This window comes from Streptomyces sp. V4I8 (genome assembly GCF_041261225.1).
In the GTDB taxonomy this organism is placed as follows: domain Bacteria; phylum Actinomycetota; class Actinomycetes; order Streptomycetales; family Streptomycetaceae; genus Streptomyces.
In genome coordinates, this window is the sequence record NZ_JBGCCN010000001.1 from 5,599,229 (window position 1) to 5,624,085 (window position 24,857).

The 24,857-nt window shown below is 71.4% G+C and carries 23 protein-coding genes; 22 read left to right on the forward strand and 1 reads right to left on the reverse strand.

The features are described 5' to 3' along the window. Position 1 precedes the first annotated feature (1 nt). From ABIE67_RS25490 to kynU, 14 genes are all read left to right on the forward strand, one after another. Complete coding sequence (locus tag ABIE67_RS25490) at positions 2-1,480, forward strand: ATP-binding protein (RefSeq protein ID WP_370268909.1); 1,479 nt, start codon at positions 2-4, stop codon at positions 1,478-1,480. Positions 1,481-1,978: 498 nt separating this feature from the next. Then, positions 1,979-2,218 (forward strand): helix-turn-helix transcriptional regulator, encoded by a 240-nt coding sequence (locus ABIE67_RS25495; RefSeq protein WP_370261633.1) that lies wholly within the window; start codon positions 1,979-1,981, stop codon positions 2,216-2,218. A gap of 87 nt (positions 2,219-2,305) precedes the next feature. Continuing rightward, a complete protein-coding gene (locus ABIE67_RS25500) occupies positions 2,306-3,571 on the forward strand; it encodes a tyrosine-type recombinase/integrase (RefSeq protein ID WP_370268914.1) in 1,266 nt (421 codons plus the stop codon). A 190-nt stretch (positions 3,572-3,761) separates the two neighbouring features. Continuing rightward, positions 3,762-4,028, forward strand: coding sequence for a hypothetical protein (locus tag ABIE67_RS25505; protein ID WP_370261635.1), 267 nt, complete (start codon positions 3,762-3,764; stop codon positions 4,026-4,028). A 411-nt stretch (positions 4,029-4,439) separates the two neighbouring features. Continuing rightward, a complete protein-coding gene (locus ABIE67_RS25510) occupies positions 4,440-4,988 on the forward strand; it encodes a DUF2617 family protein (RefSeq protein WP_370261639.1) in 549 nt (182 codons plus the stop codon). A 74-nt stretch (positions 4,989-5,062) separates the two neighbouring features. After that, on the forward strand, positions 5,063-6,745 hold the full coding sequence (locus tag ABIE67_RS25515) for a polyamine aminopropyltransferase (RefSeq protein WP_370261643.1): 1,683 nt from the start codon (positions 5,063-5,065) through the stop codon (positions 6,743-6,745). Positions 6,746-6,854: 109 nt separating this feature from the next. Beyond that, on the forward strand, positions 6,855-7,745 hold the full coding sequence (locus ABIE67_RS25520) for an SRPBCC domain-containing protein (RefSeq protein WP_370261648.1): 891 nt from the start codon (positions 6,855-6,857) through the stop codon (positions 7,743-7,745). A gap of 292 nt (positions 7,746-8,037) precedes the next feature. Next, positions 8,038-8,835 carry an aldose 1-epimerase gene (locus ABIE67_RS25525; RefSeq protein ID WP_370261651.1) on the forward strand — a complete coding sequence of 266 codons (798 nt, stop codon included), beginning with the start codon at positions 8,038-8,040 and terminating at the stop codon, positions 8,833-8,835. Between the two features lie 10 nt (positions 8,836-8,845). Next, positions 8,846-9,394, forward strand: a complete 549-nt coding sequence (gene pyrE / locus ABIE67_RS25530) for an orotate phosphoribosyltransferase (RefSeq protein WP_370261654.1) — start codon at positions 8,846-8,848, stop codon at positions 9,392-9,394. 184 nt (positions 9,395-9,578) lie between these two features. Beyond that, on the forward strand, positions 9,579-10,601 hold the full coding sequence (gene fbaA, locus ABIE67_RS25535) for a class II fructose-bisphosphate aldolase (protein WP_370261656.1): 1,023 nt from the start codon (positions 9,579-9,581) through the stop codon (positions 10,599-10,601). 84 nt (positions 10,602-10,685) lie between these two features. After that, the gene (locus ABIE67_RS25540; protein ID WP_370261658.1) at positions 10,686-12,188 is read left to right on the forward strand and encodes an MFS transporter; all 1,503 of its coding nucleotides are present in this window, start codon (positions 10,686-10,688) and stop codon (positions 12,186-12,188) included. Positions 12,189-12,426: 238 nt separating this feature from the next. After that, on the forward strand, positions 12,427-12,840 hold the full coding sequence (locus ABIE67_RS25545) for a DUF3151 domain-containing protein (protein ID WP_370261661.1): 414 nt from the start codon (positions 12,427-12,429) through the stop codon (positions 12,838-12,840). Positions 12,841-12,991: 151 nt separating this feature from the next. Next, positions 12,992-13,864 carry a tryptophan 2,3-dioxygenase family protein gene (locus ABIE67_RS25550; protein WP_370261664.1) on the forward strand — a complete coding sequence of 291 codons (873 nt, stop codon included), beginning with the start codon at positions 12,992-12,994 and terminating at the stop codon, positions 13,862-13,864. Further along, positions 13,857-15,041, forward strand: coding sequence for a kynureninase (kynU, locus tag ABIE67_RS25555; RefSeq protein WP_370261666.1), 1,185 nt, complete (start codon positions 13,857-13,859; stop codon positions 15,039-15,041). Before ABIE67_RS25550 ends, kynU begins: the two co-directional genes overlap by 8 nt. Positions 15,042-15,133: 92 nt before the next feature. Here kynU and ABIE67_RS25560 read toward each other — a convergent pair whose 3' ends face one another. Next, entirely contained in the window at positions 15,134-15,736 is a 603-nt protein-coding gene (locus ABIE67_RS25560) for a TetR/AcrR family transcriptional regulator (RefSeq protein WP_370261668.1), read from the reverse strand. Positions 15,737-15,956: 220 nt separating this feature from the next. On the opposite strand from ABIE67_RS25560, the gene ABIE67_RS25565 reads away from it, so the two are divergent. From ABIE67_RS25565 to ABIE67_RS25600, 8 genes are all read left to right on the forward strand, one after another. After that, positions 15,957-16,907 (forward strand): alpha/beta hydrolase, encoded by a 951-nt coding sequence (locus tag ABIE67_RS25565; RefSeq protein ID WP_370261670.1) that lies wholly within the window; start codon positions 15,957-15,959, stop codon positions 16,905-16,907. Between the two features lie 178 nt (positions 16,908-17,085). Continuing rightward, entirely contained in the window at positions 17,086-18,195 is a 1,110-nt protein-coding gene (locus tag ABIE67_RS25570; RefSeq protein WP_370261675.1) for an alpha/beta hydrolase, read from the forward strand. Beyond that, positions 18,188-19,420 carry an acyltransferase gene (locus ABIE67_RS25575; protein WP_370261677.1) on the forward strand — a complete coding sequence of 411 codons (1,233 nt, stop codon included), beginning with the start codon at positions 18,188-18,190 and terminating at the stop codon, positions 19,418-19,420. The genes ABIE67_RS25570 and ABIE67_RS25575 overlap by 8 nt, the downstream gene beginning before the upstream one ends. After that, entirely contained in the window at positions 19,413-20,759 is a 1,347-nt protein-coding gene (locus tag ABIE67_RS25580; RefSeq protein ID WP_370261679.1) for a sensor histidine kinase, read from the forward strand. The genes ABIE67_RS25575 and ABIE67_RS25580 overlap by 8 nt, the downstream gene beginning before the upstream one ends. Positions 20,760-20,775: 16 nt before the next feature. Continuing rightward, positions 20,776-21,450 carry a response regulator gene (locus ABIE67_RS25585; protein ID WP_370261681.1) on the forward strand — a complete coding sequence of 225 codons (675 nt, stop codon included), beginning with the start codon at positions 20,776-20,778 and terminating at the stop codon, positions 21,448-21,450. A 124-nt stretch (positions 21,451-21,574) separates the two neighbouring features. Next, positions 21,575-22,912: a sensor histidine kinase gene (locus ABIE67_RS25590; RefSeq protein ID WP_370261687.1), complete on the forward strand. Its 1,338-nt coding sequence runs from the start codon at positions 21,575-21,577 to the stop codon at positions 22,910-22,912. Next, complete coding sequence (locus ABIE67_RS25595; RefSeq protein ID WP_370261689.1) at positions 22,909-23,574, forward strand: response regulator; 666 nt, start codon at positions 22,909-22,911, stop codon at positions 23,572-23,574. Before ABIE67_RS25590 ends, ABIE67_RS25595 begins: the two co-directional genes overlap by 4 nt. Positions 23,575-23,621: 47 nt before the next feature. After that, positions 23,622-24,842 (forward strand): cytochrome P450, encoded by a 1,221-nt coding sequence (locus ABIE67_RS25600; RefSeq protein WP_370261691.1) that lies wholly within the window; start codon positions 23,622-23,624, stop codon positions 24,840-24,842. The last annotated feature ends 15 nt before the right edge of the window (positions 24,843-24,857 follow it).

A 24,857-nucleotide genomic window follows, 5' to 3' on the forward strand; every position in this document is an offset into this window, starting at 1 on the left:
CATGTCCGACGACGAGAAGAACCCCGCACGCCAGGTCATCACCGACTACGCACAGAGCCACTTCCGGTACTTCCGCACCGCAGACGGCACCGTATACGCGCAGAAGAACGGCCACCCCGTGGCCCGCCCGATCCGCTCCCAGGGCACGACAGGCAGCCACCGGCAGGAACTCATGGTCGGCCTCTTCCGCGACGGCGTGGGCGTCTTCAACGGCACCGCCATGAAAGAGGCCCTGGACCTGATCGAAGCCCTCGCATTGACCGAGGACGTTCAGCCCGTGCACATCCGCGTCGCCCCCGGATTCGACGGCGCGACGTGGCTGGACCTGGGCCGCAACGACGGACAGTCCGTCCGCATCCACCCCACCGGCTGGGACATCCTCACCCCAGACCCCCGCGAAGTCTGCTGGCGCCGTACCCAGCTCACCGGGGAACTGCCCCTGCCGACCAAGGACACCAACGGCAAGGGCATCGACCTGCTCATGCGGCTGTGCAACTTCGCCAACGCCGAGACTGAGTGCCTGGCCATCGCCTGGCTGATCGGCTGCCTGGCTCCGTCCGTGCCCGTACCCGCGCCGTTCCTCACCGGACCGCAGGGCGCGGGCAAGTCCACCGGCGGCCGGATGCTCGTACGGATCATCGAGGGCATGACCGGAGACCTGCGCCGGGCACCGAAGGACGAAGAGAACCTGATCGCGGCGGTGGCGGCCGGCTGGGTCACCGCCCTGGACAACCTCTCCCACATGACCCCGGACCTGTCCGATGCCATGTGCTGCATCGTCACCGGGGCCGAGAACGTCAAACGCGCCCTGTTCACCGACGGGGACGTCTTCCGCGTCGGCTACCGCCGCCCGCTGCTCCTGACCGGCATCGACGTGGGAGTCATCCGGCCCGACCTCGCCGAACGCCTCCTGCCCCTGCGCCTGGAACGCCCCCGCGTCCGGCGCACCGAGGCCGAACTGTGGTCGGACTTCGCCGAGGTCCTGCCCGTCATCCTCGGCTCACTCCTGGACCTCACCGTGCAGGTGCGCGCCGCGCACGCGGACATCCCCACCGACCTGCGCATGGCCGACTTCGCCCACCTGTGCGCACAGCTCGACGCGGCAACCGGCCTCGGAGCGCTCGCCGCCTACCGTGCCAGCCTGGACGACCTCAACGACGACGTCATCGAGGGCGACCTGTTGGCACAGACCGTGCTCAAGCACGCCGTCGGCATCGACCCGGGGACCGAGCAGCGGATGACGTCGGCTGAGTGGCTGCACTGCCTCACCGGCCTCTACAGCGGCGAGGACTTCCGTCCCCTGCCTAAAGGGTGGCCGACCACCGGCAAGGTGCTCTCAGACCGTCTCAAGCGCCTTCAGCCCACCCTCGCCGCCCGGGGCGTCCTCATCGACTGGGGACGCAACAACACGGCCCGCTACATCGAAATGGCCCGCCCGTCCGCCGCACCACTCCCGCCCGAGCAGAAAGCGGCATTCTGACCGGCTACGCCCCCGGCGACCGCCCGCACAAGCAAGAGGAGCACCCGGGCGCGCGTGCTCCTCTTGCTGTTCGGCGGCGGCGCCGCCCTGCCAGGGTCGCGCCGCGAAGCGGCTCCTTCTTCACGCCCTGAGCCGCGCACCACAACAGACACCACCCCCTCTTTGTCCGAAGTAGAGAGACGCTGCGTCACCTGCGTCACCCACGCACCTCAAACGGCCCGCGACCTGCCGAAAGAGCGGTGACGCAGACGGCCCGCCGCTGCGTCACCCCGCGTCACCTGCGTCACCCCCGTGACGAAGGTCTGCGTCACACGTGACGCACCCTCGGACCCCTGCGTCACCCAAAAGTCGCAGGTCAGCGCCATAGGTGACGCACATGACGCAGGTGACGCAGAAATCCGCACCTCGGACACACGCATGCCCCCGGCACCGCCGGCCCTCGAACCCACCGCAGGACACCTCACCCAACCCCGAGACGGACATGAGGAGTCACCAGCCATGGCCACCGAAGAGCCGACCGACCCGCGCGCCCTCCTTCGCGGCGGCCTCCCGGACCGCTACCTCACCCCGGAAGACCTGGTCACCATGTTCAGCCTCCCCAGCGTCGAAACCGTGTACCAGTGGCGCCGCAAGCGCATCGGCCCGGTCGGCTTCCGCGTCGGACGCTACCTCCGCTTCAACCCCGCCGCCGTACAGGCGTGGGAGGCCGAACGCACCGCCCTCGACGACGCGGCCTGAGGCTGCCGCACCCCGCACAACTCAACCCCCGGGGAGGGCCACACCGTGGCCCTCCCCGTCCCGTGCCTGGAAGGGACTACGCCTCATATGGCAGGCCACATCCAAGACCGCTGGTTCAAGACCGAGACCAACTCTGTTGGGAAGACCGTCCGCGTTAAATCCGACCGCCACGGCACCGGCCTGCGTTACCGGGCCCGTTACGTCGGCCCCGACGGCACCGAGAAGTCCAAGAGCTTCCCCGACCGTCAGAAGCGGCTCGCTGAGAAGTGGCTCAGCGCCATCGAGACAGACATGACGCGCGGTCAGTACACCGACCCCAAGTCCATGCAGATCACGTTCCGGCAGTACGCAGAGAAGTGGTTGGACAGCAAGACTTCCAGCCCGATGACCCGGAAGGAACTCGGCCGGCGCCTACGGCTGCACGTCTACCCGGTGCTCGGATCCCGGCCGATCGGGACCTTCCGGCCGGAGCAGATCAGGGAGCTTGTCGCAGCCCTGGAAGCCAAGCCCGGCGTCAGCGCTTCCTACGCTCGGAACATCTTTGCGGACGTTCAGGCAGTCCTGTCCGCCGCTGTCGACGACACGCTGCTGTCGCGCAACCCGTGCGGTGCCCGGACCGTCCGGCGGCCCAAGCCTGCCTCACATCCCGTCATCCCGTGGGTGCCCGACCAGGTGTTCGCCGTTCGTGCGGCCCTTCCGGACCGGTACCAAGCGATGGTCAACGTCGGAGCCGGATGCGGTCTGCGCCAGGGGGAGGTGTTCGGACTGGCTGAGGACGCTATCGACGCCGACGGGCGCACGCTCCACGTAGTCCGGCAGATCAAGCACGTGGAAGGGCATCCGGTGTTCGCCCTCCCCAAGGGCGGCAAGAGGCGGGACGTGCCTCTGCCCGACTCCGTGGCGGAAGCCCTCCGGGCGCACATGGACGCCTTCAAGCCCGTAGAGATCACGTTGCCGTGGGACGTGCCGGAGGGACCGAAGGTGTCCGCCCGGCTGATCTTCACGGCGGAGCAAGGGGGCATGGTGTGGCGGAGCAACTTCAACGGCAAGGAGTGGAAGCCCGCTCTCGCGGCCGCGGGGTTCATCTCGCCGGAAGCGGATGAGAACGGGAAGTACGAGTCGGCGCGCGAGCACGGGATGCACGCCCTGCGGCACTTCTACGCTTCCGCGTTGCTGGACGCAGGAGAGAACATCAAGGCCGTCAGCGAGTACATGGGACACGCCGATCCGGGGTTGACGCTGCGCGTGTACGCCCACCTGATGCCTGATAGCCGCCAGCGTGCTCGCCGCGCCATCGACATGGTGTTTCAGCGCGTCCTCCAGGAAGATCACGGCCCACAGACGGCCCAGTGAGGCACGGGCGGCCCCTGACCTGCCCTTCTACGCAGGTCAGGGGCCGTTGCCCAGAGAGAACCCTCTGAGGTTCCTCAACTCTGCTTTGGGCCGTGAGACGGCCGGGCATCTCCCTCCCACGCACCGAGCGGGAGGCGCCCACGGGGGGACGCCTCGGTCCGCTTCGGGGGAACGGAAGGAGGCTGACGCCATGACCACAGTCATCGTGGGGGCGCTGGTCGCAGTGTTGTTCGTCGTGATCGTCGTGTCCGTCGCCCGCCGCAGCGGAGGTCCCAGCCACCGCTCGCACCGCAGCCGGTCGCACTCGTACGACAGCGGGGGAGTGGCCGGCGGCAGCTGGTGGGCCGGTGGGGGAGACAGCGGCTCGGGGGGCTCGTCCTGCGGGGGCGGCTCGTCCTGCGGAGGCGGGTCGTCCTGCGGCGGCGGCGGGGGCGGATGCGGTGGCGGAGGCAGCTGACACGGGGCAGCTGAGCTCCCCGAGAAGGGGGAACCGCATCCGGACGGAGCGGGGCCGGTTTCTGGTACCGGCCCCGCTTTGCCGCTTTCTGTACGGCTTTGTTGTACGGCTTTCCCTACGGCTCTTGCAGGGGTCGGATACGCCCCGGCGTACGCCGGAGTTGAACAGTTGAGCTGATAAGCCCTCTGAGGGATGGAAACCCTACGAACTTGGGTAAAAACGCTGTTGCGGCGCCACAGTTCATGATTCAGTGAAATTCACCAACGCAGCCCCTCGGAGTCCCGCAGACACCCCTTCTGACCGGCCGATCGGACTGACCGGGCCGTCCCTCCCGGTGTCGGCCGGGGTGTGCCGCCGGAGACCGACACCTCCCTCTCCCTCCCTTTCTTTGCGTGCTTGCGGAGTCGACCCATGCTCACGACCCTGAACACCGCCTACACCGACACGCGCGCGGCCGACCTCGCCTGGGCCCTGGGGCGGGAACCGCTGCCCGCGCTGGCCACGCTCGACCTCGAACTGGCTGGCACAAAGCTTCAGTTGAGACTGCTCGGCGCGTCCCACCAGGTGCTTCTGGAGGAGGAGCGCGGCATCTGTTCGGAGACGGTGGCCTGTATGCCCGGCAGCAGCACGCCCCTGCCGCTCGGGGTGGCCAAGCGGGCGGGTGACTGGGAGTACGAGTTCGCGGCCCGCGTGGAGGTGCTGTCGCCGGGTCAGTTCTCGGGCCGGGCGCAGGAGTTGCTGGCCCTGGTCTCCGATCACCCGCACGGCCTCGCCGGAGTCTTCCCCGGCAGTCCGCACGCCTTCACCGCGCTGCTGGCCCAGCACCACGAGGGGCAGGTGCACTGGCGGACCTGGCACGCGTACCCGCAGGACGGGCAGTTGGTGGCCACGCGGACGAGGGTGGGGGTGAGAGGGGGCGCGGGTATGCCTCGGCGCCGGTCAGGATCTCTGAGCCGCTGACCAAACGTCCCCCGCGTCAACACCACACGTGTGGGTGACCCAGCGTGCCGCAGGCGTAACGTACCGTCGGCAACGTGATCGAACCGCACGCGCCCGCCCCGCCCGGTGCCCCGCCACCCTGGGCCGGCCCCGCGCGGCTCCCGGTCCGGCCGGGCACGGGACGGTTCCTGGTCCTCGCGGGCGTCTTCGTCTGCGCCGCCTGCGGACTCGTGTACGAGCTCGAACTCGTCGCCCTCGCCTCGTATCTGATCGGTGACTCGGTCACCCAGGCCTCCGTCGTCCTGTCCGTCATGGTCTTCGCGATGGGCATCGGCTCCCTCGTCGCCAAGCGTCTGCGCCCGCTCGCGGCGGCCGGCTTCGGCGCCATCGAGGCCGTACTCGCCCTGGTCGGCGGCTGCAGCGCGCTGGCCCTGTACGCCGTCTTCGCCTGGACCGGCGACTGGGGCGGCCTGTGGGTCAATGGCCCCCGCTGTCTCCTCGTCGCCTTCTCCCTCGCCATCGGCCTGCTGATCGGCGCCGAGATCCCGCTGCTGATGGAGCTGATCCAGCGCGTCCGGCGCCAGGACCCGGGCGGTGCGGTGGCCGACCTGTTCGCCGCGGACTACGTCGGGGCCCTCGTCGGCGGCCTCGCCTTCCCCTTCCTCCTCCTGCCCCTGCTGGGCCAGTTGACCTCGGCCCTGATCACCGGCGCCGTCAACGCCGTCGTGGGCGGCGCGCTCGTCCTCGGCCTGTTCCGGCGGGACCTCACCCGCCGCGCCCGCTGGCTGCTGGTGATCGCCAACATCACCGTGCTCGGCATGCTCGCCTCGGCCGCCGTACTCGTCGACGACTTCGAACGGGCGGCACGGCACGCGGTGTACGGGCGGGACGTACGCGTGGCGCTCCAGACCGACGTCCAGGAGGTCGTCATCACCGGCGGCACGCACGGCCGCCCCCTCGAGCTCTTCCTCGACGGCCGCCTGCGGGTCAGCGGTCGCGACGAACGCCGCTACCACGAGGCGCTGGTTCACCCCGCGATGAGCGGTGAGCCCACGCGCGTGCTGATCCTGGGCGGCGGCGACGGGCTGGCGGCGCGTGAGGTGCTGCGCCACCCCGGGGTGCACCGGGTCGACGTCGTCGAAATCGACCCCGGGGTGGTGCGGCTGGCACGCCAGGACCCTCCGCTGTCCCGGCTCAACGGGCATGCGTACGACGACGACCGGGTCCACGTCATGACGGACGACGCCTTCCACTGGCTGCGGGCGGCGCCCCCGGCGACGTACGACGTCGTCATCTCGGACCTGCCCGATCCCGGCATCACCGCCAGCACCAAGCTGTACTCACAGGAGTTCTACGGCCTCGCCCGCCGCGCCCTGACCCCGCACGGCCGCCTGGCCGTCCACGCCGGCCCGGTCTCCTCCCGCCCCCGCGTCTTCTGGGCGGTCGACACCACACTGCGCGCCGCGGGGCTGCGCACCGCCGCGTACCGCGTCCGAGGCCCCGGCGCCGGGGCCGGGGGCCGCGACTCCGGGTTCACGGCGGGGCCCGACCGCTCGGCGGGCCCGACGCGAGCGCCGTACGACTGGGGGTTCCTGCTGGCGGGCCGGGGAGAGCGGCCGGCGCTGCGGCTCGGTGTGGGGGAGGGGGCGCCGCGGGTGGGGACGCTGACGCGGGCCGGGCTGGTGGCGGGGGCGCGGGCGGCGGAGGGGACGCGGGTCGGGGGGTTGTCGGCGTCGACGTTGGTGCATCCGCGGTATTCGCAGTATTCGCGGTACTGAGGGGGCGGGTGGTGGCGGGCGGGGAGCATACGCCCGGCGGGAGGGCGGGCGGGGAGAATCCCCGGATGTGTGGGTGCGCTTCGCGCCATGCTGGGTAGGCTCGGGCCTTATGGAGCATGAGGTGTTCGTTCCGGTTGCGGCCGAGCGGCTCAGGGAGGTGCTGGCCGATCCCGTACGGGTTGCCCGGGCGGTCCCCGGGCTCCAGCAGGACGCCGGGGCCGAGCCCGTTGCCGGGCGGCTGAAGGTGCGGGTCGGTGGTCACACCATCACGTATCGGGGGGCCGCGCGGGTGTCTGCGCGCGAGGACGGGTCGTACGCCGTCGAAGGGGACGCGACGGAGGCGCGGGGTACCGGGTCGGTGAAACTCGCGCTCACGGTGTGGGTTCGGGAGGCCGAGGAGGGCTCGGGGGCCACGGTGCGGTTCGAGGGGTCGGCTTCTGCGGACGGGCGCGTCGCGGAGTTTCCGGTGGAAGCGGTCGGGGCGGCTGTGGGGCGGCTGCTGAACCGTTTCGGGGAGCAGTTGGGGGTTGTGGCGGGGCAGGAGAGGGACGCTGAGGAGGGGCTGGAGGGGGGCGTGGACGCGGGCCTGGACGCGGGCCCGGAGGCGTTGGCTCCTGGGGAGTTCGAGACTCGGGTGACGAGTGACTTCGAGACGACGCCGGATGCGGATGATGCTGCGGCGCCTGGGCCTGACGTGAATGGGGCTGCGGGTGCGGGTGCTGGTGCGGGTGGCGGTGCCAACGCCAACGCCGATGCCGGTGACGGTGCCGGCGCCGATGCCGCTGAGCCTCCCGTTGCTGAGGCGGCTCATGCTCGGCGGACGATGATCGGGCGTAGTGCGGAGGAAGTGGATCACGCGCCGCCGCGGGGGCGGTATGCGCCGGTTCCTGCGCCGCAGACGGTGGTGCCGGGGTCTACGTTGCGGTGGGCTGCTCCCGCGGCGGCGGTGGTGGTGGCTTCGGCGATCGTGGTGAGTCGGGTGCTTCGGCGGCGGCGCTGAGTCTTTCGCCCCCGCCGCCCCTACCCGTCCCATTCCTCGAAGGGGCTCCGCCCCTTCGACCCCGCCAGGGGGCTCCGCCCCCTGGAGCCCCATCGGCCTGAACGGCCTCGTCCTCAAACGCCGGACGGGCTGGAGATGCACGGACCGGCGCCGAGAGGTGGCCGGCTCTGCCCGTGAGGCTGAGCCTCCTGTGGGTGGGCGGGGGTTCGGGATGGCAATGGCTCGTCCTCAAACGCCGGACGGGCTGGAAGTGCCTGCACCGCGGTCTTGATCGCCCCAGTAGGGTCGTCCCGTGAGTAACGAACACATCACGCTGACCGCGGGTGACGCGGAGGTGGACGTGCTGCCGGGGAACGGTGGGCGGGTCGGGGGGCTTCGGGTCGGGGGGACGGAGTTGTTGCGGCAGGGGGAGCGGTTCGGGTGTTTTCCGATGGTTCCCTGGTGCGGGCGGATCCGGGACGGGTGGTTCCTGGACGGGGCCGTCGTGCGGCAGATGCCGCTCAACGCGCCGCCGCACGCCATCCACGGCACGGTCCGCGACGGTGCCTGGAAGGTCGCCCGGGTGGTCGGTGACGAGGCCGTGATCACGTATGACCTGGTCGAGCCGTGGCCCTATGCCGGGCGCGTCACCCAGATCGTGCGGCTCGCGGAGGACAGCCTCACGCTGAGCATGTCCGTCGAGACGTACGAGACGTCCTTCCCGGCGCAGATCGGCTGGCATCCCTGGTTCAACCGGAATCTCGGCGGGGAGGGCGCGCAGGATGTCCGTCTCGACTTCAGTCCGGCCTGGCAGGAGGAGCGCGGGGACGACCACCTTCCCACCGGGGAGCGGATCGCCCCTCTGCCAGGGCCCTGGGACGACTGCTTCGGGATGCCGGACGGTGTCGACGTCACGCTCACCTGGCCGGGGCAGTTGGAGCTGAAGGTGAGCAGTCGGGAGGAGTGGGTCGTCGTGTACGACGAGCAGGAGGCCGCCGTCTGTGTCGAGCCGCAGACCGGGCCGCCCAACGGGCTCAACAGCCAGCCTCGCCTGGTCACACCCCTGGAGCCGCTGGAGGCCACGACCGTCTGGAGCTGGCGGCGCCTCTAAGCTGGGCGGCATGACTGACGTACGCGGCGAGCTGCTGCAGCAGATCAAGGACAAGGCCGTGGTGCACGGCAAGGTGACCCTGTCTTCGGGTCTGGAAGCCGACTACTACGTCGATCTTCGGCGCATCACCCTCGACGGGGAGGCCGCCCCGCTGGTCGGGCAGGTGCTGCTCGACCTGACCGCGGAGCTGGAGTTCGACGCGGTGGGCGGGCTCACCATGGGCGCCGACCCCGTCGCCGCCGCCATGCTGCACGCCGCCGCCGCGCGCGGGAAGCGGCTGGACGCCTTCGTCGTGAGGAAGGCGGCCAAGGCGCACGGGCTCCAGCGGCGGGTCGAGGGGCCCGACATCGCGGGGCGGCGGGTGCTCGTCGTCGAGGACACCTCCACCACCGGGGGCTCTCCGCTCACCGCCGTCGAGGCCGTGCGGGAGGCGGGCGCCGAGGTCGTCGGCGTCGCGACGATCGTCGACCGGGCCACCGGCGCCGCGGAGAAGATCCAGGAGGGGGCCGGGGTGCCGTACCTCTTCGCCTACTCCAAGGACGAACTCGGGCTCGACTGACCGAGGTCCCGCCGGGCGTCCGTCCCGGCTGATGACAGACGCTCGGACCATCCCGGTTCGTCTGGAAAGATGGGGCCGACGACGACGTCGCAACCCCCCAAGGTCTAGGTCAGGGCCGTAAGAAGAACGCCGTACGCAGTTACGTACGTAGTACGTCAACCCGCACACTCCAAGGAGCGGACAGATGCCCATCGCAACCCCCGAGGTCTACAACGAGATGCTCGACCGGGCGAAGGCAGGCAAGTTCGCCTACCCGGCCATCAACGTGACCTCCTCCCAGACCCTGCACGCGGCCCTGCGCGGCTTCGCGGAGGCGGAGAGCGACGGCATCATCCAGATCTCCACGGGTGGTGCGGAGTTCCTCGGCGGCCAGCACAGCAAGGACATGGTCACCGGCGCCGTCGCCCTGGCCGAGTTCGCGCACATCGTCGCCAAGAAGTACGACATCACCGTCGCCCTGCACACGGACCACTGCCCGAAGGACAAGCTCGACGGGTACGTACGCCCGCTGATCGCCGTGTCCGAGGAGCGCGTCGCGCGCGGCGAGAACCCGCTCTTCCAGTCGCACATGTGGGACGGCTCGGCCGAGACCCTCGCCGACAACCTCTCCATCGCGCAGGAGCTGCTGGAGCGCGCCCGCGCCGCGAAGATCATCCTCGAGGTCGAGATCACCCCGACCGGTGGCGAGGAGGACGGCGTCTCGCACGAGATCAACGACTCGCTGTACACGACCGTCGATGACGCGATCCGGACCGTCGAGGCCCTCGGGCTCGGTGAGAAGGGGCGCTACCTGCTCGCCGCCTCCTTCGGCAACGTCCACGGTGTGTACAAGCCGGGCAACGTCGTGCTCCGCCCCGAGCTGCTCAAGGAGCTGAACGACGGCGTCGCCGCCAAGTACGGCAAGGCGTCCCCGTTCGACTTCGTCTTCCACGGCGGCTCCGGCTCCTCCGCCGAGGAGATCGCGACCGCGCTGGAGAACGGCGTCGTCAAGATGAACATCGACACCGACACGCAGTACGCCTTCACGCGTCCGGTGGCGGCCCACATGTTCCAGAACTACGACGGTGTCCTGAAGGTCGACGGCGAGGTCGGCAACAAGAAGACCTACGACCCGCGGACCTGGGGCAAGCTCGCCGAGGCGAGCATGGCCGCGCGCGTGACGGAGGCCTGCTCGAACCTGCGCTCGACGGGTACGAAGATCAAGTAGTTCTCCGGGTCTCTTCGGGACCTCTCGTGAAGTTCCGAGCCCGGCGCCTGTCTACGGCGCCGGGCTCGCTGTATACCTGGGGTCATGCCCGACGTCCGGCTGGCCTCACCGCAGGGCAAGTGGATCCTGCTCACCACCGTTCTCGGCTCCAGCATGGCGATGCTGGACTCGACCGTCGTCAACGTCGCCCTCCCGCGCATCGGCGAGGACCTCGACGCCGACCTCGCGGCGCTCCAGTGGACGGTCAACGCGTACATGCTCACGCTGGCCGGGCTGATCCTGCTGGGCGGTTCGCTGGGGGACCGGTACGGGCGGCGCCGGATCTTCGTGGTGGGCGTGGTGTGGTTCGCCGTGGCCTCACTGCTCTGCGGAATCGCCCCGAACGCCGGGGTGCTCATCGCCGCGCGTGCCTTGCAGGGCATCGGCGGGGCGCTCCTCACGCCGGGCTCGCTGGCGCTCATCCAGGCGTCCTTCCATGCCGACGACCGGGGGCGGGCGGTCGGCCTGTGGTCGGGTTTCGGGGGCATCGGCGCCGCGGTGGGCCCGTTCGTGGGCGGCTGGCTGGTGGACGGGCCCGGCTGGCGCTGGGTGTTCCTGCTCAACGTGCCGGTGGCGCTGGTGTGCGTGCCGGTCGCCGTACGGCATGTGCCCGAGTCGGGGGACGGCCGGGCTCACGCCGCCCGCTTCGACGTACTGGGCGCGGTGCTGGGCGCGCTGTCCCTCGCCCTGGTGACCTACGCGCTGATCGAGGCGCAGGAGGGCTCGCTGATCGTGGCCCTCACCGCGGTCGCGGGTGTGGCGGCCGGGGTCGCCTTCGTCCACGTCGAGCGGCGTCGCCCCGATCCGATGATGCCGCTCGACATCTTCGGATCCCGCCAGTTCACGGCGGTCAACCTCGTCACCCTCTGTGTCTACACGGCCTTCGGCGGGTTCTTCTTCCTCGGTGCCCTCCAGTTCCAGGTCGTCGTCGGCTACTCGGCCCTCGGCGCCGGTACGGCCCTGCTGCCGACGACCGCTCTCATGCTGCTGTTCTCGGCCCGCTCGGGTGCCCTCGCCGACCGGATCGGGCCGCGCATCCCGCTGACGGTGGGGCCGCTGCTGTGTGCGGCCGGGATGCTGCTCATGCTGCGGGTGGGTCCGGACGCCTCGTACCTCGTCGACGTCCTCCCCGCCCTGCTCGTCCTCGGCCTCGGCATGGTCACCCTGGTGGCGCCTCTGACCGCCACGGTCCTGGCCTCCGTCGGCACCGCCCGCGCCGGGCTGGCCAGCGGCATCAACAACGCGGCGGCCCGGGCGGCGGGTCTGGTCGCGGTGGCCGCGCTGCCGTTGCTCGCCGGGATGGGGGAGGAGGCGTACCGGTCGCCGGCCGCCTTCGACGACTCGTTCAGGCAGGCGATGGTGTGGTGCGCGGGGGCGCTGCTCGTCGGGGCCGTGGTGGCCTTCGCGACGGTCCGGCCCCTGCCGCCGGACTGCCGCAGGCCGGAATGTCTCCACCATGGCTCGATCACGGCGCCGCCGCTGGAGGGGGTGCGGAGTAGGGGACGGTTGTCGGTGGACGGGGGTGGAGATGGGGGTGGGGGCGGATAGGCGGTTTTTCGCCCCCGCCGCCCCTACCCGTCCCATCCCTGGGGGCCGCCGCCCCCAGACCCCCGCTTCGGCCCTGAACGGGCCTCGTCCTCAAACGCCGGACGGGCTGAACATCCAGCCCCTCCGGCGTTTGAGGAGCGGGGTCTGGGGCGGAGCCCCAGAAGGATGGGACGGGTAGGGGCGGCGGGGGCGAAGACACGGGGTACGTCGGCCCCGGGGATGGCCCACACTTGAACCCATGGCCATTCACGAAAACCTTCTCGGGGGCCCGCCCCCGACCCACCTCCCCGACGACCCCGAGCCGCGAGAGCTCCTCGCCGGCGGCACCGCCCCCGCGGACGTCGCCGCGAAGTACCCCACCTCCTCGCTGGCCTGGGCCCAGCTGGCCGACGATGCGTTCGAGCGGGGCAGCGGCGTGGAGTCGTACGCCTACGCCCGTACGGGCTACCACCGCGGCCTGGACTCCCTGCGCCGCAGCGGCTGGAAGGGCCACGGCCCGGTCCCCTGGGAGCACGAGCCGAACCGCGGCTTCCTGCGCGCCCTGCACGCCCTCGCCCGCGCCGCCGGATCGATCGGCGAGCAGGAGGAGTACGAGCGCTGCACGCAGTTCCTGAAGGACTCCTCGCCGACCGCGGCCCAGACCCTGGGCTAGCCGGCGGCCGGCCCCGTGAGGCCCGCCGGTGTGACACAGGCGGGCCTTGCGCCGTCCCGGGGGATACCTGAGGATTGCCGGGTGGGGACCGGGGCCCCTTTGCCGATAACGGCAGGGCGGACCGCTACCCGGAGTTACACAGGAGACAGCAATGTCCCAGCAGGCTCACAAGCCCGTGGAGACGTCCGTGGAGACGTCGACGGAGACTCAGGAGCCCGAGACCCCGAATCTCGACTTCGCGGGTACGACGCCGTACGAGGACTACGTCAAGGCGGACGTGCTCACCCACCTCCAGCACACCCTCTCCGACGACCCCGGAGAGATGGTCTTCCTGGTCACGACCCAGGTCATGGAGCTGTGGTTCACGGTCATCGTCCACGAGTGGGAGACCGCGGCCCGCGCCCTGCGCGAGGACCGGCCGGGCGTGGCGATCGACGCCCTGAAGCGTTCCGTACGAGAACTGGACGCCCTGAACGCCTCCTGGAAGCCGCTCGGCCAGCTCACGCCGGCCCAGTTCAACGCGTACCGCAGCGCCCTCGGTGAGGGCTCCGGCTTCCAGTCGGCGATGTACCGCCGGATGGAGTTCCTGCTCGCCGAGAAGTCCGCGTCCATGCTGGTCCCGCACCGCGGCGCCCCGCGCGTCCACGCGGAACTGGAGAAGGCCCTGCACGAGCCGAGCCTCTACGACGAGGTACTGCGCTTCCTCGCGCGCCGCGGCCGCCCGATCCCGGAGAGTGTGCTGAAGCGCGACGTGTCGCAGCGCTACGAGCCGTCGGACGCGGTGGAGGCCGTCTGGACCGACATCTACTCCGGTGACCAGAACGCCGAACTCGCCCGCCTGGGCGAGGCGTTGACCGACGTCGCCGAACTGGTGTGGCGCTGGCGCAACGACCACCTGGTCGCCACCCGGCGCGCGATGGGCGCCAAGGCCGGCACGGGCGGCTCGGCCGGAGTGGCCTGGCTGGAGAAGCGCGCGCGGAAGAACGTGTTCCCGGAGCTGTGGACGGCGAGGTCTCATGTCTGAGCTCGTGTCCAAGGCGGACGCGCTGGACGCGGCCGACGAACTGGCCGGGGCCCGCAAGCAGTTCGTGCTCGACGACGAGGTGGTCTACCTCGACGGAAACTCCCTGGGCGCCCTCCCCGTGAACGTCCCCGGCCGTGTCGACGACGTCGTACGCAGGCAGTGGGGCGAGCTGCGCATCCGCTCCTGGGACGAGAGCGGCTGGTGGACCGCGCCCGAGCGGATCGGCGACCGGATCGCTCCGATGGTCGGGGCGGCGCCGGGCCGGATCGTGGTGGGCGACTCGACAAGTGTCAATGTTTTCAAGGCACTTGTGGCAGCCGTGCGCATCGCCGGAGAGGACCGCGACGAGATCCTCGTCGACGCGACCACCTTCCCCACTGACGGGTACATCGCCGAGTCGGCGGCGCGGATGACCGGCCGTACGCTACGGCCCGTGACGCCCGCGGAGGTACCGGGCGCGCTGAGCGACCGTACGGCCGCCGTCCTGCTGAACCACGTCGACTACCGCACCGGCCGACTGCACGACCTGCCGTCCCTCACCGCCGCCGTGCACGCGGCGGGGGCGTACGCCGTCTGGGACCTCTGCCACAGCGCGGGCGCCCTGCCGGTGGGGCTGGACGAGCACGGGGTCGACCTGGCGGTCGGCTGCACGTACAAGTACCTGAACGGCGGGCCGGGTTCACCGGCGTACCTGTACGTACGCGAGGACCTTCAGGACCGCTTCGACTCCCCGCTCCCCGGCTGGAACTCGCACGCCGACCCCTTCGGCATGCGCGGCGACTTCACGCCGGCGGCGGGCGCGCTGCGCGGTCGCGTCGGCACGCCGGACATCCTCTCCATGCTCGCCCTCGAGGCCGCGCTGGAGGTCTGGGAGGGCGTGTCGATCGAGGCGGTGCGGGCCAAGTCGCTCGCGCTGACGGACTTCTTCCTGGAGTGCGTCGCGGCATATGTGCCCGAGGGGCGCGTGGAGTCGGTGACTCCGGTGGCGCACGGGGAGCGCGGCAGCCAGGTGGCGCTGCGGTGCGAGGGCGCCGGGGATGTCATGAAGGCGCTCATCGAACGGGGTGTGGTGGGCGACTTCCGCCATCCTGACGTGCTGCGTTTCGGTTTCACGCCGTTGTACGTCGGGTTCGCGGACGTGGAGCGGGCGGCGCGGGTGCTGGCGCAGGTGCTGTAGCCCGCATTCAGGGGGCGGCGTCCGGTGGGCGCATCCGATGGGGGCATCCAGTGGGCGCGTTCGGTGGGCGCCGGCGGCACGACCCGGCGCTCCTAACCGAGGTACACCCCCGCCACGGCTGCCGCATGCGCGGCCCGCGCGGCGCGCTCCGCGGCGGGGGCGTCGGGGGTCGCCCCGGTCGTCAGCAACTGGTAGTAGAGGGGCGCCGACACCGCCCGTACGACGGCGTCGGCGTCCGTCCCTTCGGGCAACTCCCCTCTCGTCACGCCCTGTTCCACGCAGGGCGCCCACTCCGCCACCCGCACCTCGTAGAACCGGCGCAGCGCCTGCGCCGTACGTTCGTCGCACGTCGCCGCGGCGATGACGGCGCGGAACAGCGCGCCCTGCCGGGGGTCGGCCAACGTCCGTTGCACCAGTGCGGCGTTGGCCCGCAGGTCCCCCAGCACGGACCCGGTCTCCTCGCGTGGCAGGGACTGCTCGGCCATGTCGGCGAGCAGGTCGGCCACCAGTGCGGTCACCGAGCCCCAGCGCCGGTAGACGGTCGTCTTGCCGACCTCGGCGCGGCGGGCGACGTCCGCGAGGTCGAGGCCGTCGAAACCCTGCTCCACCAGGACGTCACCGGCCGCCCGCAGCACGGCCGCACGGACACGCGCGGTACGCCCTCCGGGACGTACGGTGCCGGGTTCGGCGGACATATCGGCCTCCTTGGCGCATGTGGGGGCGGGTGCGATGTGCCCCTGATGTGCAGCTTCCAGCGTAACGGAACAGTGGAACCGTTTATCCCTCACCCAGCGTGACATCCGCGTGTCCACGCACGTCACCCGCCTGATACCGTCCCCGCCAACGGCCGAATTCCCACCTGGTCCGCCACCCCCGCTTTCGTCCAAAACCGTTTCTTCGCTGAGAGGTTGGAGCATGCCGGACGACGTCGCAGCAGCCCGGGCCGCCGCCGAAGAGGAGTCCGCCTTCTCGCACCCGCCCGTCGACCCCGACGCCATCGCCTCCTACGGCGACCACCCCGACCAGGTGATCGACTTCTACGCACCGCGCGGCGAGGCCGGTCCGGGCGAGCAGGTCCCGCTGGTCGTCGTCCTGCACGGCGGGGCGTGGCGGGCGCCGTACGACCGGCGGCATGTCACGCCGTTCGCGGACTTCCTGGCGCGGCGGGGGTTCGCCGTGGCCAATGTGGAGTATCGGCGGGGCGCAGAGGTCACAGGGGCAGAGGGCACAGGGATCGTGGAGCGCGCGGTGGAGGCGGGCGGCACGGACGGTGGGGCGGCTTCGAGTGCGGGCGGCGGTCCGGTCGCCGGGCGCTGGCCGGACACCTTCGACGACATCGCTGCCGCGCTGGACGCGCTGCCCGCGCTCGTACGGGAGACGCTCCCGCAGGCCGACCCGCGCCGGACCGTACTCACCGGCCACTCGGCCGGCGGCCACCTGGCCCTCTGGGCGGCGGCCCGCCATGTCCTCCCCGTCGGCGCCGTCTGGCGCACCGACCGCCCGGCGCCGCTGCGCGGGGTGGTCGCCCTGGCCCCGATCGCCGACTTCACGGTCGCCGACAAGCTGGACGTCTGCGGGGGAGCGGCACGCCAACTCCTGGGCGGTGGAGTGGAGTTCGCGGAGCGCCGACCGTACGCCGACCCGGCGCTCCTGCTCCCGACGGGCATTGCGACGACGCTCGTCCAGGGCCGCGCGGACAACGTCGTCCCGCAGGCGGTCGCCGAGTCGTACGCGGACGCGGCGGCGAAGGCGGGGGAGGTGGTCGGTCTGACGCTGCTGGAGGACGTCGGTCACTTTCCGCTGATCGACCCGGCGGCGGACGCGTGCGCGGTGGTGGTGGAGGAGATCGCGCAGTTGGCGTGGTGAGGTGAGGGGAGGGGACGTGAGGCGAGGCGGTAGGCGCGGGGCGCCCCCTGCATACCCGTAATACCTGAGAGCTACGTCGCAGGTGAGCTCCCTGGCGTGACGCGGACGACGACGCCGGATCCGTAATTTCCCATCCAGACAAGCCCGATGGCCGGGCGGGGTGGAAGGGAAGACGACCATGGGGCGTTGTACGGGGGCAGTCGAAGCGGGTGTGCCGGGCCAGGCGAATGTGCTGGGCCAGGCGAATGCGCCGGGTAACGCGCACGAGCCGAGCCGGCCGAGGAAGGCCCGCCGCGCCCACAGACTGCGCCGAGCCCTTCTCGCCACCCTGATCACCGGTGCCGTCGTCGTCCCGCTGTCCGGCGCGGCCCGCCCGGAGATACCCGCCCCGGCCCCGGCCGCCCTCGCCACCCCGGTGACGGCGGCGACGCTGGATGCGACCTACGCGGCCAACCGCGCCAACGCCGCCGAGGCGTCCCGTATGGCCGCGGCCCACGGCGATCGGGAACGTGCCGCCGCGGACCGCGAGATGGCCGACCCGTCCCGTCATTTCCTCTCCTTCGACGGCCGTGGGCCGGGCCTTGCGACGGAGGTCTTCGGCGACCTGGCGCACGCCGACCACATCGCGGTTCTGGTGCCGGGCTCCGACACCTCCATCGACACGTACGACCGTTTCCGCGACGCCGCCCGCGCCCTGTACGAGCGGCTCGCCCGGCAGGCGCCGCAGGGCACCCGCACCGCGGTGCTGGCCTGGCTCGGCTACGAAACACCGGCCACGGTGAGTACCACGGTCACGACCACGGCCCGAGCGGACGAGGCGGCCCCGAAGCTGCGGGAGTTCATACGGCAGCTGCGCGCCACCACGGCCGCCACCACGGCCGACGAGCAGAGCGGGTCGGCCAACCAGCGGCCGCACCTCTCCCTCCTCTGCCATTCCTACGGCTCAGTGGTCTGCGGCCGTGCCGCTTCGCACCTCGACGTGGACGACATCGCCCTGGTCGGGAGCCCCGGCACCGGCGCGGACACCGCCGTGGCCCTGCACACCCGGGCCCGCGTCTGGGCCGCCCGTGGCGGCGACGACTGGGTGGGGGAGGTCCCGCACGTCAGGCTCGACCTGCTCGGCACGACCGTCGGCTTCGGCACCGACCCGATATCGCCGGCCTTCGGCGCCCGGGTCTTCGCGGCGGGCGACGGCGGCCACAGCGACTACTTCAGGCCGGGCTCGACATCCCTGGCCAACCTGACCCGCATCGTGCTGGGCGAGACTCCGGAGGTGTCCCATGGCTGAGTCGACGGTGGCAGCGCGCCTCCGGGGCACATGGCAGGGCGTACGCCGGGGCGCCGAGCAGGTCGATGCCGCCACCCCGGCCAACCGGGACCGGGCCGTCGACGCCCTGCGCGCCTTCGCCATCCTCGGCGTCGTCCTGGGCCACTGGCTGGTCACGGCCTTGGTGGCGGACGGCGGCGGAGCGGTCCTGCACACCGCGAGCCCTCTCCGGCACATGCCCTGGCTGGCCCCGATCTCCTGGGTCTTCCAGACCCTCGCCGTGTTCTTCCTGGTCGGCGGTCATGTGGCGACCCGTGGCTATGCCTCGGCGCGGGCGCGCGGCACGACGTACGGACAGTGGCTGAGGTCGCGGCTGCTCCGTCTGTTCAAGCCGGTGGCGGCCGTCCTCACCCTGTGGACAGTGGTGTCGACTCTGCTGCTCCTGTCGGGCACGGACGTCGACACGATCCACACCCTGGCCAAACTGGCCCTGTCCCCCCTGTGGTTCCTCCTGGTCTTCGCGGCGCTGACGGCGGCCACGCCCCTCCTCCTCCGCCTCAACCCCTTGTGGCCCCTGGCCGTCGTCCTCCATGTGGACCTCCTTCGATTCGGCCTGGGTGCCCCCGCCTGGCTCGGCTGGGTGAACGTGGCGGCCGGCTGGCTGGTGCCGTACACCCTGGGCGCCGCTTGGACCCGGGGTGAGCTGGAGCGTCGTCGCGCGGGCTGGATCCTGCTGACGGGCGGCGCGGCGGCGACGGCCGCGCTGGTCGCCTGGGCGGGCTACCCGGCGTCGATGGTCGGCGTCCCCGGCGCGGGCATCTCCAACCTCGACCCGCCGACGCTGGCCGCCGTCACCTTCGGCCTGGCCCAGTGCGGCCTCGCACTGCTCCTGCGCGAGCCCCTGCGCCGCGCGATGCGCCGCCCCCTGGCCTGGGCGGCGGTGGCCCTGCTCAATCTCTCCGCGATGACGGTCTTCCTCTGGCACCAGACGGCCCTGATGGCGACCACCGCCACGCTCCTGCCGGCGGGGCGTCTCCCCGGTCTGCACACCGTTCCCGACCACCTGGGCTGGGCGGCGGCCCGTCTGGCTTGGCTTCCTCTGTTCGCCCTGGTGCTGGCCCTTTGCTGGACGACGTTCCGCTCGTACGAACAGGGCCCTCGCCGCCCGACCGGCCGTCCGTCCAAGGTCGTCCGATCCCGCCCGGCCGCTCAAGGGAGTGGAACGGAGGCACGACACCATGCCTAGGGTTGGCCATGTGACGGAGACAGGGACCCAGCACGTGGTCGCGAGCCGAGTACGGCGCTGGTCGCGGGTGCTGCGCGACGACCTGTGGACCCTCAGGGCGGACCCGCTGCCCCCCTCCGTGTGGCTGCGTTGGCTGCCGCACGGCGTGCTGTGCCTGGTCGCGTTCGGCGTCACCCTCGGCGCCGTGGCACAACTGGGAGACAACGGCGGGGCGGGTGCCCAGATCGCCTTCCTCATCGGGCTCGTGCAGGGGGGCGCGGTGGTCCTCGCACTGTGGCGGCCCGTCCCCGGGTGGTGGCTGTCGACGGCGGCCATGGTGGCGGGTGCCGTCGAGGTGCGTCGCCACCTGCTGGCCGGTGGCGCGCACGACTTCGTCTGGCCCTGGACCGCGGCCGGGATCATCGGTCAGATGGCCGTGCTGCTGCTGCTCGCCCTGCGGGTACGCACCCGGGTGTCCCTTGAGGTGCTGGCCCTGACCGGGCTCGTCACCTACGTCATCCAGGGGCTGTGGGGGGCACGCGACTACCAGCCCACCGGAGTTCTCGCGATCACCCTGTTCACGGTCGTCGTGGTGCTCGGCATGGCACTGCGCGGTCGCCGGGAGGCCCGTGCGGAACTCGGCCGGCAGACCACGATCACCGCCGAGGAGCGGGCCCGGCGCACCCTGCTGGAGGAGCGCAGCCGCATCGCGCGCGAACTGCACGACGTGGTCGCCCACCACATGTCCGTGATCTCCATCCAGGCGCAGGTGGCCCCCCACCTGGTCGAGAATCCGCCCGAGGAACTCAAGGAGAACCTCGAGGGCATCCGCCAGAACGCGCTGGAGGCGCTGACGGAGCTGCGCCGGGTGCTCGGCGTCCTGCGCTCCGAGCACCCTGACGGCCCCGACTCGCTCGACGAGACCGGCACGGGTACGGCCCCGCACACCCCGCAGCCCACCCTCGACCGGCTCGACGCCCTCATCGAGAACACCCGTGGCGCCGGACTGGACGTCGTCACCGACATCAGGGGTGAGGTTCACCAGTACCCCACGGGAGTGGAGTTGTCCGCGTACCGGATCATCCAGGAGGCGCTCAGCAACGCCCTGCGGCACGCACCGGGCTCGGAGGTGCGCGTCGAGATATCCCACGACTTCCACGGACTGCACCTGGGCGTCGTCAACTCCCGCCCGCAGCAGACCGTGTCCCCCTCCCCGGGCGCGGGTCACGGCCTGCTCGGCATGCGCGAGCGGGCGACGATGCTCGGTGGCCACCTCACCGCGGCCCCCACCCAGCAGGGCGGTTTCGCGGTCTCGGCCTTCCTCCCGCGGGGCGAGACCCCGCCGACCGCCCATCCCTGACAGGAGAACCGACCCCATGACGAGCAGCCCCATCCGCGTACTCATCGCCGACGACCAGCAGATGGTCCGGCAGGGATTCTCCGTGCTGCTCAACACCAAGCCCGACATCGACGTGATCGGCCAGGCGGTCGACGGCCTGGACGCGATCGCGAAGGTCGCCGAACTCTCCCCCGACGTCGTCCTGATGGACATCCGCATGCCCGAACTCGGCGGCATCGAGGCCACCCGCCGCATCACCGCGGAGACACCGCAGATCAAGGTGCTGGTGCTGACCACGTTCGACCTCGACGAGTACGTGTACGAGGCGCTGCACGCGGGCGCCTCGGGCTTCCTGCTGAAGGACGCCTCAGCCGACCAGCTGGCCGAGGCGGTACGGGTCGTCGCGGCCGGCGACGCGCTGCTCGCGCCGGGCATCACCCGGCGGCTGATCGCCGAGTTCTCCCGCCTGGTCAAGCGGCCCCGGGCCCCGCTCAAGCAACGCGTCCGCGACCTGACCGAACGCGAGACGGAGGTCCTCGCCCTGATCGCGCAGGGCCTGTCGAACGCGGAGATCGCCGAGCGGCTCGTCGTGGCCGAGCAGACCGTGAAGACCCATGTGGGCCGGATCCTGGTGAAGCTGGGGCTGCGGGACCGGACGCAGGCGGCGGTGTTCGCGTACGAGTCGGGTCTGGTGCGGCCGTCGGGACACTGATCGCGGGCAGGGCCGTCATGTCCGGCGTCACCAGCGGCGATACCCGTAGTACCTGAGATGGACCTGCGGGAACCCCTCTCACTGGGGACGACCGCGACACCGCCTTGCGCCTACCGTTCTGTACGTGACCGAGACGACTCACATCCAGACCCAGCCGCCGGGGGGCGGGGCCAAGCCGCCGCGCAGCCCGGAGTTCCGGGTGGCCGCCGAGGCCCTGCGTGGGCTGCGGCAGGACCTGTTCCACGACGCCTTCGCCTACCGTCCGATGCCCCGCATGCGGGTCGACGGTCCGCTGACCCGCCGGCTGCCCGGCCGTCTGCGGGAGTACGCGGCCTGGACACCGCACGCCGTGATCGCAACGGCCGCACTGTTCGCCCTGTTCATAGGCAGTGTCGACACCAGTGGGCCGGCCCTGCTGGTAGGTCCGCTCTGTGCGATCCCGATTCTGCTGACCATGGCGCGGCCCGTCGGAGCGTTCTGGCTGTCCATGGCCGCCACCCCGGTCGTCGCGGTGATCGGCGGCGCGGGCGAATGGCCGTGGATGCCGGGTAGCCTCGCCTGCCATCTGACCGTGCTGACAGTCGTGGCCGTTCGCACCAGGCCCCGCACGGCGGCATGGATGTGGGGGGTGACGGGGGCGTACGGCCTCCTGGCGGACGCCGGTGTCGGCGGTGGCTACTACGGCACGAACACCGGCCCCATGATGGTCGTCTCCGCGATGGTCCTGCTCGTCGTAGCCCTGTGGCACATACGCCGGGAGGCGAAGCAGGAGGTCACCGCCCAGCAGACCGTGACCGCGCAGGAGCGCTCCAAGCGCACCCTGCTGGAGGAGCGCACCACGATCGCGCGCGAGCTGCACGACGTGGTCGCCCACCACATGTCGGTCGTCGCCATCCAGGCTGAGGCCGCCCCCTACCGGGTGGAGAACCCGCCGCCGGAGCTGGAGCGGGCCTTCGCCACCATCCGGGAGAACGCGGTGGCGGCGCTCACCGAACTGCGCCGCATCCTGGGCGTCGTCCGCGCCGAGGACTACGAGGCCCCGGACGCCCCGCAGCCCACCCTCGCCGACCTGGACGCGCTGCTGGCGAACGTGCGGGACGCGGGACTGAGCGTCGAGAAGGCGACGATCGGCGCGGTGCGCGAACTGCCGCCCGGCGTGGAGCTGTCGGCGTACCGGATCGTGCAGGAGGCACTCAGCAACAGCCTGCGCCACGCGCCCGGCGCGAGCGCTCGCGTGGAGATCGGGTACGTCCTCGGCGGCCTCGGCCTGCGCATAGTCAACGGCCCGCCGCCCGTGTCGGCCCTGCTGAAGCCCTCACCGGGTGCCGGGCACGGCATCACCGGGATGCGGGAGCGGGTCAGCATGCTGGGCGGCGAGATGACGGCGGGCCGGACGGAGGACGGCGGCTACGAGGTGGCCGTGTTCCTGCCGGTCGCCATGACGACAGAGGACGGATCATGACCATCCGTGTGCTCATCGCGGACGACCAGATGATGGTGCGCGAGGGCTTCTCGGTCCTGCTGAACGCGATGCCGGACATCGAGGTCGTCGGCGAGGCGGTCAACGGACGGCAGGCGGTGGACCGGGTCCGTGAACTCGCCCCCGACGTCGTGCTGATGGACATCCGCATGCCGGAGCTGAACGGCATCGAGGCGACCCGGGAGATCGTCGCGGCCGACACCACGTCCAAGGTGCTGGTGCTGACCACCTTCGACCTCGACGAGTACGTCTACCAGGCGCTGCGCGCGGGCGCCTCGGGCTTCCTGCTGAAGGACGCCTCGGCACGCCAGCTCGCCGACGGGGTCAGGGTGGTGGCGGCCGGCGAGGCCCTCCTCGCGCCCTCCGTCACCCGGCGGCTGATCACGGAGTTCTCGAAGCTGTCCGACTCCCCGCGCCTGATGTCCTCCGCGCACGCCGCGTACGGGGATCTGACCGAGCGGGAGACGGAGGTGCTGGTGCTGATCGCGCAGGGCCTGTCGAACGCGGAGATGGCCGAGCGGCTGGTGGTCGCCGAGTCGACGATCAAGACCCACGTCAGCCGGATCCTGGTGAAGCTGGGGCTGCGGGACCGGACGCAGGCGGCGGTGTTCGCCTACGAGGCGCGGTTGGTCACGCCGGGCTGAGCGGACACCCCTGGTCAGGGAGGGGGCGGCCGGGCTAACGTCCGGACATGGCAGCTCCCTCCGCCCTCGCTTTCGACCCGTGGGACCCGGCGTTCCTGGCCGACCCGTACCCCGCCTACGCCGAACTGCGGGCCCGGGGCCGTGTGCACTACTTCGAGCCCACGAACCAGTGGCTGGTCCCGCACCACGCCGACGTCTCGGCGCTGCTGCGCGACCGTCGGCTGGGCCGGACGTACCAGCACCGTTTCTCGCACGAGGACTTCGGGCGGACGGCGCCCCCGGCGGAGCACGAGCCGTTCCATGTCCTCAACGACCACGGGATGCTCGACCTGGAGCCGCCGGACCACACCAGGATCCGGAGGCTGGTGTCGAAGGCGTTCACGCCGCGCACGGTGGAGCGGCTGAAGCCGTATGTGCGGGAACTGGCGGGCGAGCTGGTGTCCGGCCTGGTCGAGGCGGGCGGCGGTGACCTGCTGACGGACGTCGCGGAGCCGTTGCCGGTCGCGGTGATCGCCGAGATGCTGGGCATCCCCGAGTCGGACCGGGCGCAGCTGCGACCCTGGTCGGCGGACATCTGCGGGATGTACGAGCTGAACCCGTCGGAGGACACGGCGACGAAGGCGGTCCGCGCGTCGGTGGAGTTCTCGGAGTACCTGCTGGAGCTGATCGCGGCCCGCCGAAAGGAACCGGGCGACGACCTGATCTCCGGCCTGATCGCGGCGTACGACGAGGGTGACCGCCTGACCGAGCAGGAGATGATCTCGACGGCCGTCCTCCTGCTGAACGCCGGCCACGAGGCCACGGTGAACGCCACGGTCAACGGCTGGTGGGCCCTGTTCCGCAACCCCGGCCAGCTGGCCGCCCTGCGCGCCGAGCACTCCCTGATCCCGGCGGCGATCGAGGAGCTGATGCGCTACGACACCCCGCTCCAGCTCTTCGAACGCTGGGTCCTCGACGACATCGAGATCGACGGCACGACGATCCCGCGCGGCGCGGAGATCGCCATGCTCTTCGGCTCCGCCAACCATGACCCGGAGGTGTTCCAGAACCCCGGCCACCTGGACCTGACCCGCAAGGACAACCCCCACATCTCCTTCAGCGCCGGCATCCACTACTGCATCGGCGCCCCACTGGCCCGCATCGAACTGGCGGCCTCCATGACGGCCCTGCTGCAACAGGCCCCGACCCTGCGGTTGGCGGCGGAGCCGGAGCGCAAGCCGAACTTCGTGATCCGGGGGCTGGAGGGCCTGAGGGTAGAGCTGGGGTAGGCACCATCAGGGGCG

Bases quoted from the DNA above. Each gene is read 5' to 3' on its own strand.
- ABIE67_RS25490 (WP_370268909.1), top strand. From the start codon at position 2: ATGTCCGACGACGAGAAGAACCCCGCACGCCAGGTCATCACCGACTAC.
- ABIE67_RS25495 (WP_370261633.1), top strand. From the start codon at position 1,979: ATGGCCACCGAAGAGCCGACCGACCCGCGCGCCCTCCTTCGCGGCGGC.
- ABIE67_RS25500 (WP_370268914.1), top strand. From the start codon at position 2,306: ATGGCAGGCCACATCCAAGACCGCTGGTTCAAGACCGAGACCAACTCT.
- ABIE67_RS25505 (WP_370261635.1), top strand. From the start codon at position 3,762: ATGACCACAGTCATCGTGGGGGCGCTGGTCGCAGTGTTGTTCGTCGTG.
- ABIE67_RS25510 (WP_370261639.1), top strand. From the start codon at position 4,440: ATGCTCACGACCCTGAACACCGCCTACACCGACACGCGCGCGGCCGAC.
- ABIE67_RS25520 (WP_370261648.1), top strand. From the start codon at position 6,855: ATGGAGCATGAGGTGTTCGTTCCGGTTGCGGCCGAGCGGCTCAGGGAG.
- pyrE (WP_370261654.1), top strand. From the start codon at position 8,846: ATGACTGACGTACGCGGCGAGCTGCTGCAGCAGATCAAGGACAAGGCC.
- fbaA (WP_370261656.1), top strand. From the start codon at position 9,579: ATGCCCATCGCAACCCCCGAGGTCTACAACGAGATGCTCGACCGGGCG.
- ABIE67_RS25540 (WP_370261658.1), top strand. From the start codon at position 10,686: ATGCCCGACGTCCGGCTGGCCTCACCGCAGGGCAAGTGGATCCTGCTC.
- ABIE67_RS25545 (WP_370261661.1), top strand. From the start codon at position 12,427: ATGGCCATTCACGAAAACCTTCTCGGGGGCCCGCCCCCGACCCACCTC.
- ABIE67_RS25550 (WP_370261664.1), top strand. From the start codon at position 12,992: ATGTCCCAGCAGGCTCACAAGCCCGTGGAGACGTCCGTGGAGACGTCG.
- kynU (WP_370261666.1), top strand. From the start codon at position 13,857: ATGTCTGAGCTCGTGTCCAAGGCGGACGCGCTGGACGCGGCCGACGAA.
- ABIE67_RS25560 (WP_370261668.1), bottom strand. From the start codon at position 15,736: ATGTCCGCCGAACCCGGCACCGTACGTCCCGGAGGGCGTACCGCGCGT.
- ABIE67_RS25565 (WP_370261670.1), top strand. From the start codon at position 15,957: ATGCCGGACGACGTCGCAGCAGCCCGGGCCGCCGCCGAAGAGGAGTCC.
- ABIE67_RS25570 (WP_370261675.1), top strand. From the start codon at position 17,086: ATGGGGCGTTGTACGGGGGCAGTCGAAGCGGGTGTGCCGGGCCAGGCG.
- ABIE67_RS25575 (WP_370261677.1), top strand. From the start codon at position 18,188: ATGGCTGAGTCGACGGTGGCAGCGCGCCTCCGGGGCACATGGCAGGGC.
- ABIE67_RS25580 (WP_370261679.1), top strand. From the start codon at position 19,413: ATGCCTAGGGTTGGCCATGTGACGGAGACAGGGACCCAGCACGTGGTC.
- ABIE67_RS25585 (WP_370261681.1), top strand. From the start codon at position 20,776: ATGACGAGCAGCCCCATCCGCGTACTCATCGCCGACGACCAGCAGATG.
- ABIE67_RS25595 (WP_370261689.1), top strand. From the start codon at position 22,909: ATGACCATCCGTGTGCTCATCGCGGACGACCAGATGATGGTGCGCGAG.
- ABIE67_RS25600 (WP_370261691.1), top strand. From the start codon at position 23,622: ATGGCAGCTCCCTCCGCCCTCGCTTTCGACCCGTGGGACCCGGCGTTC.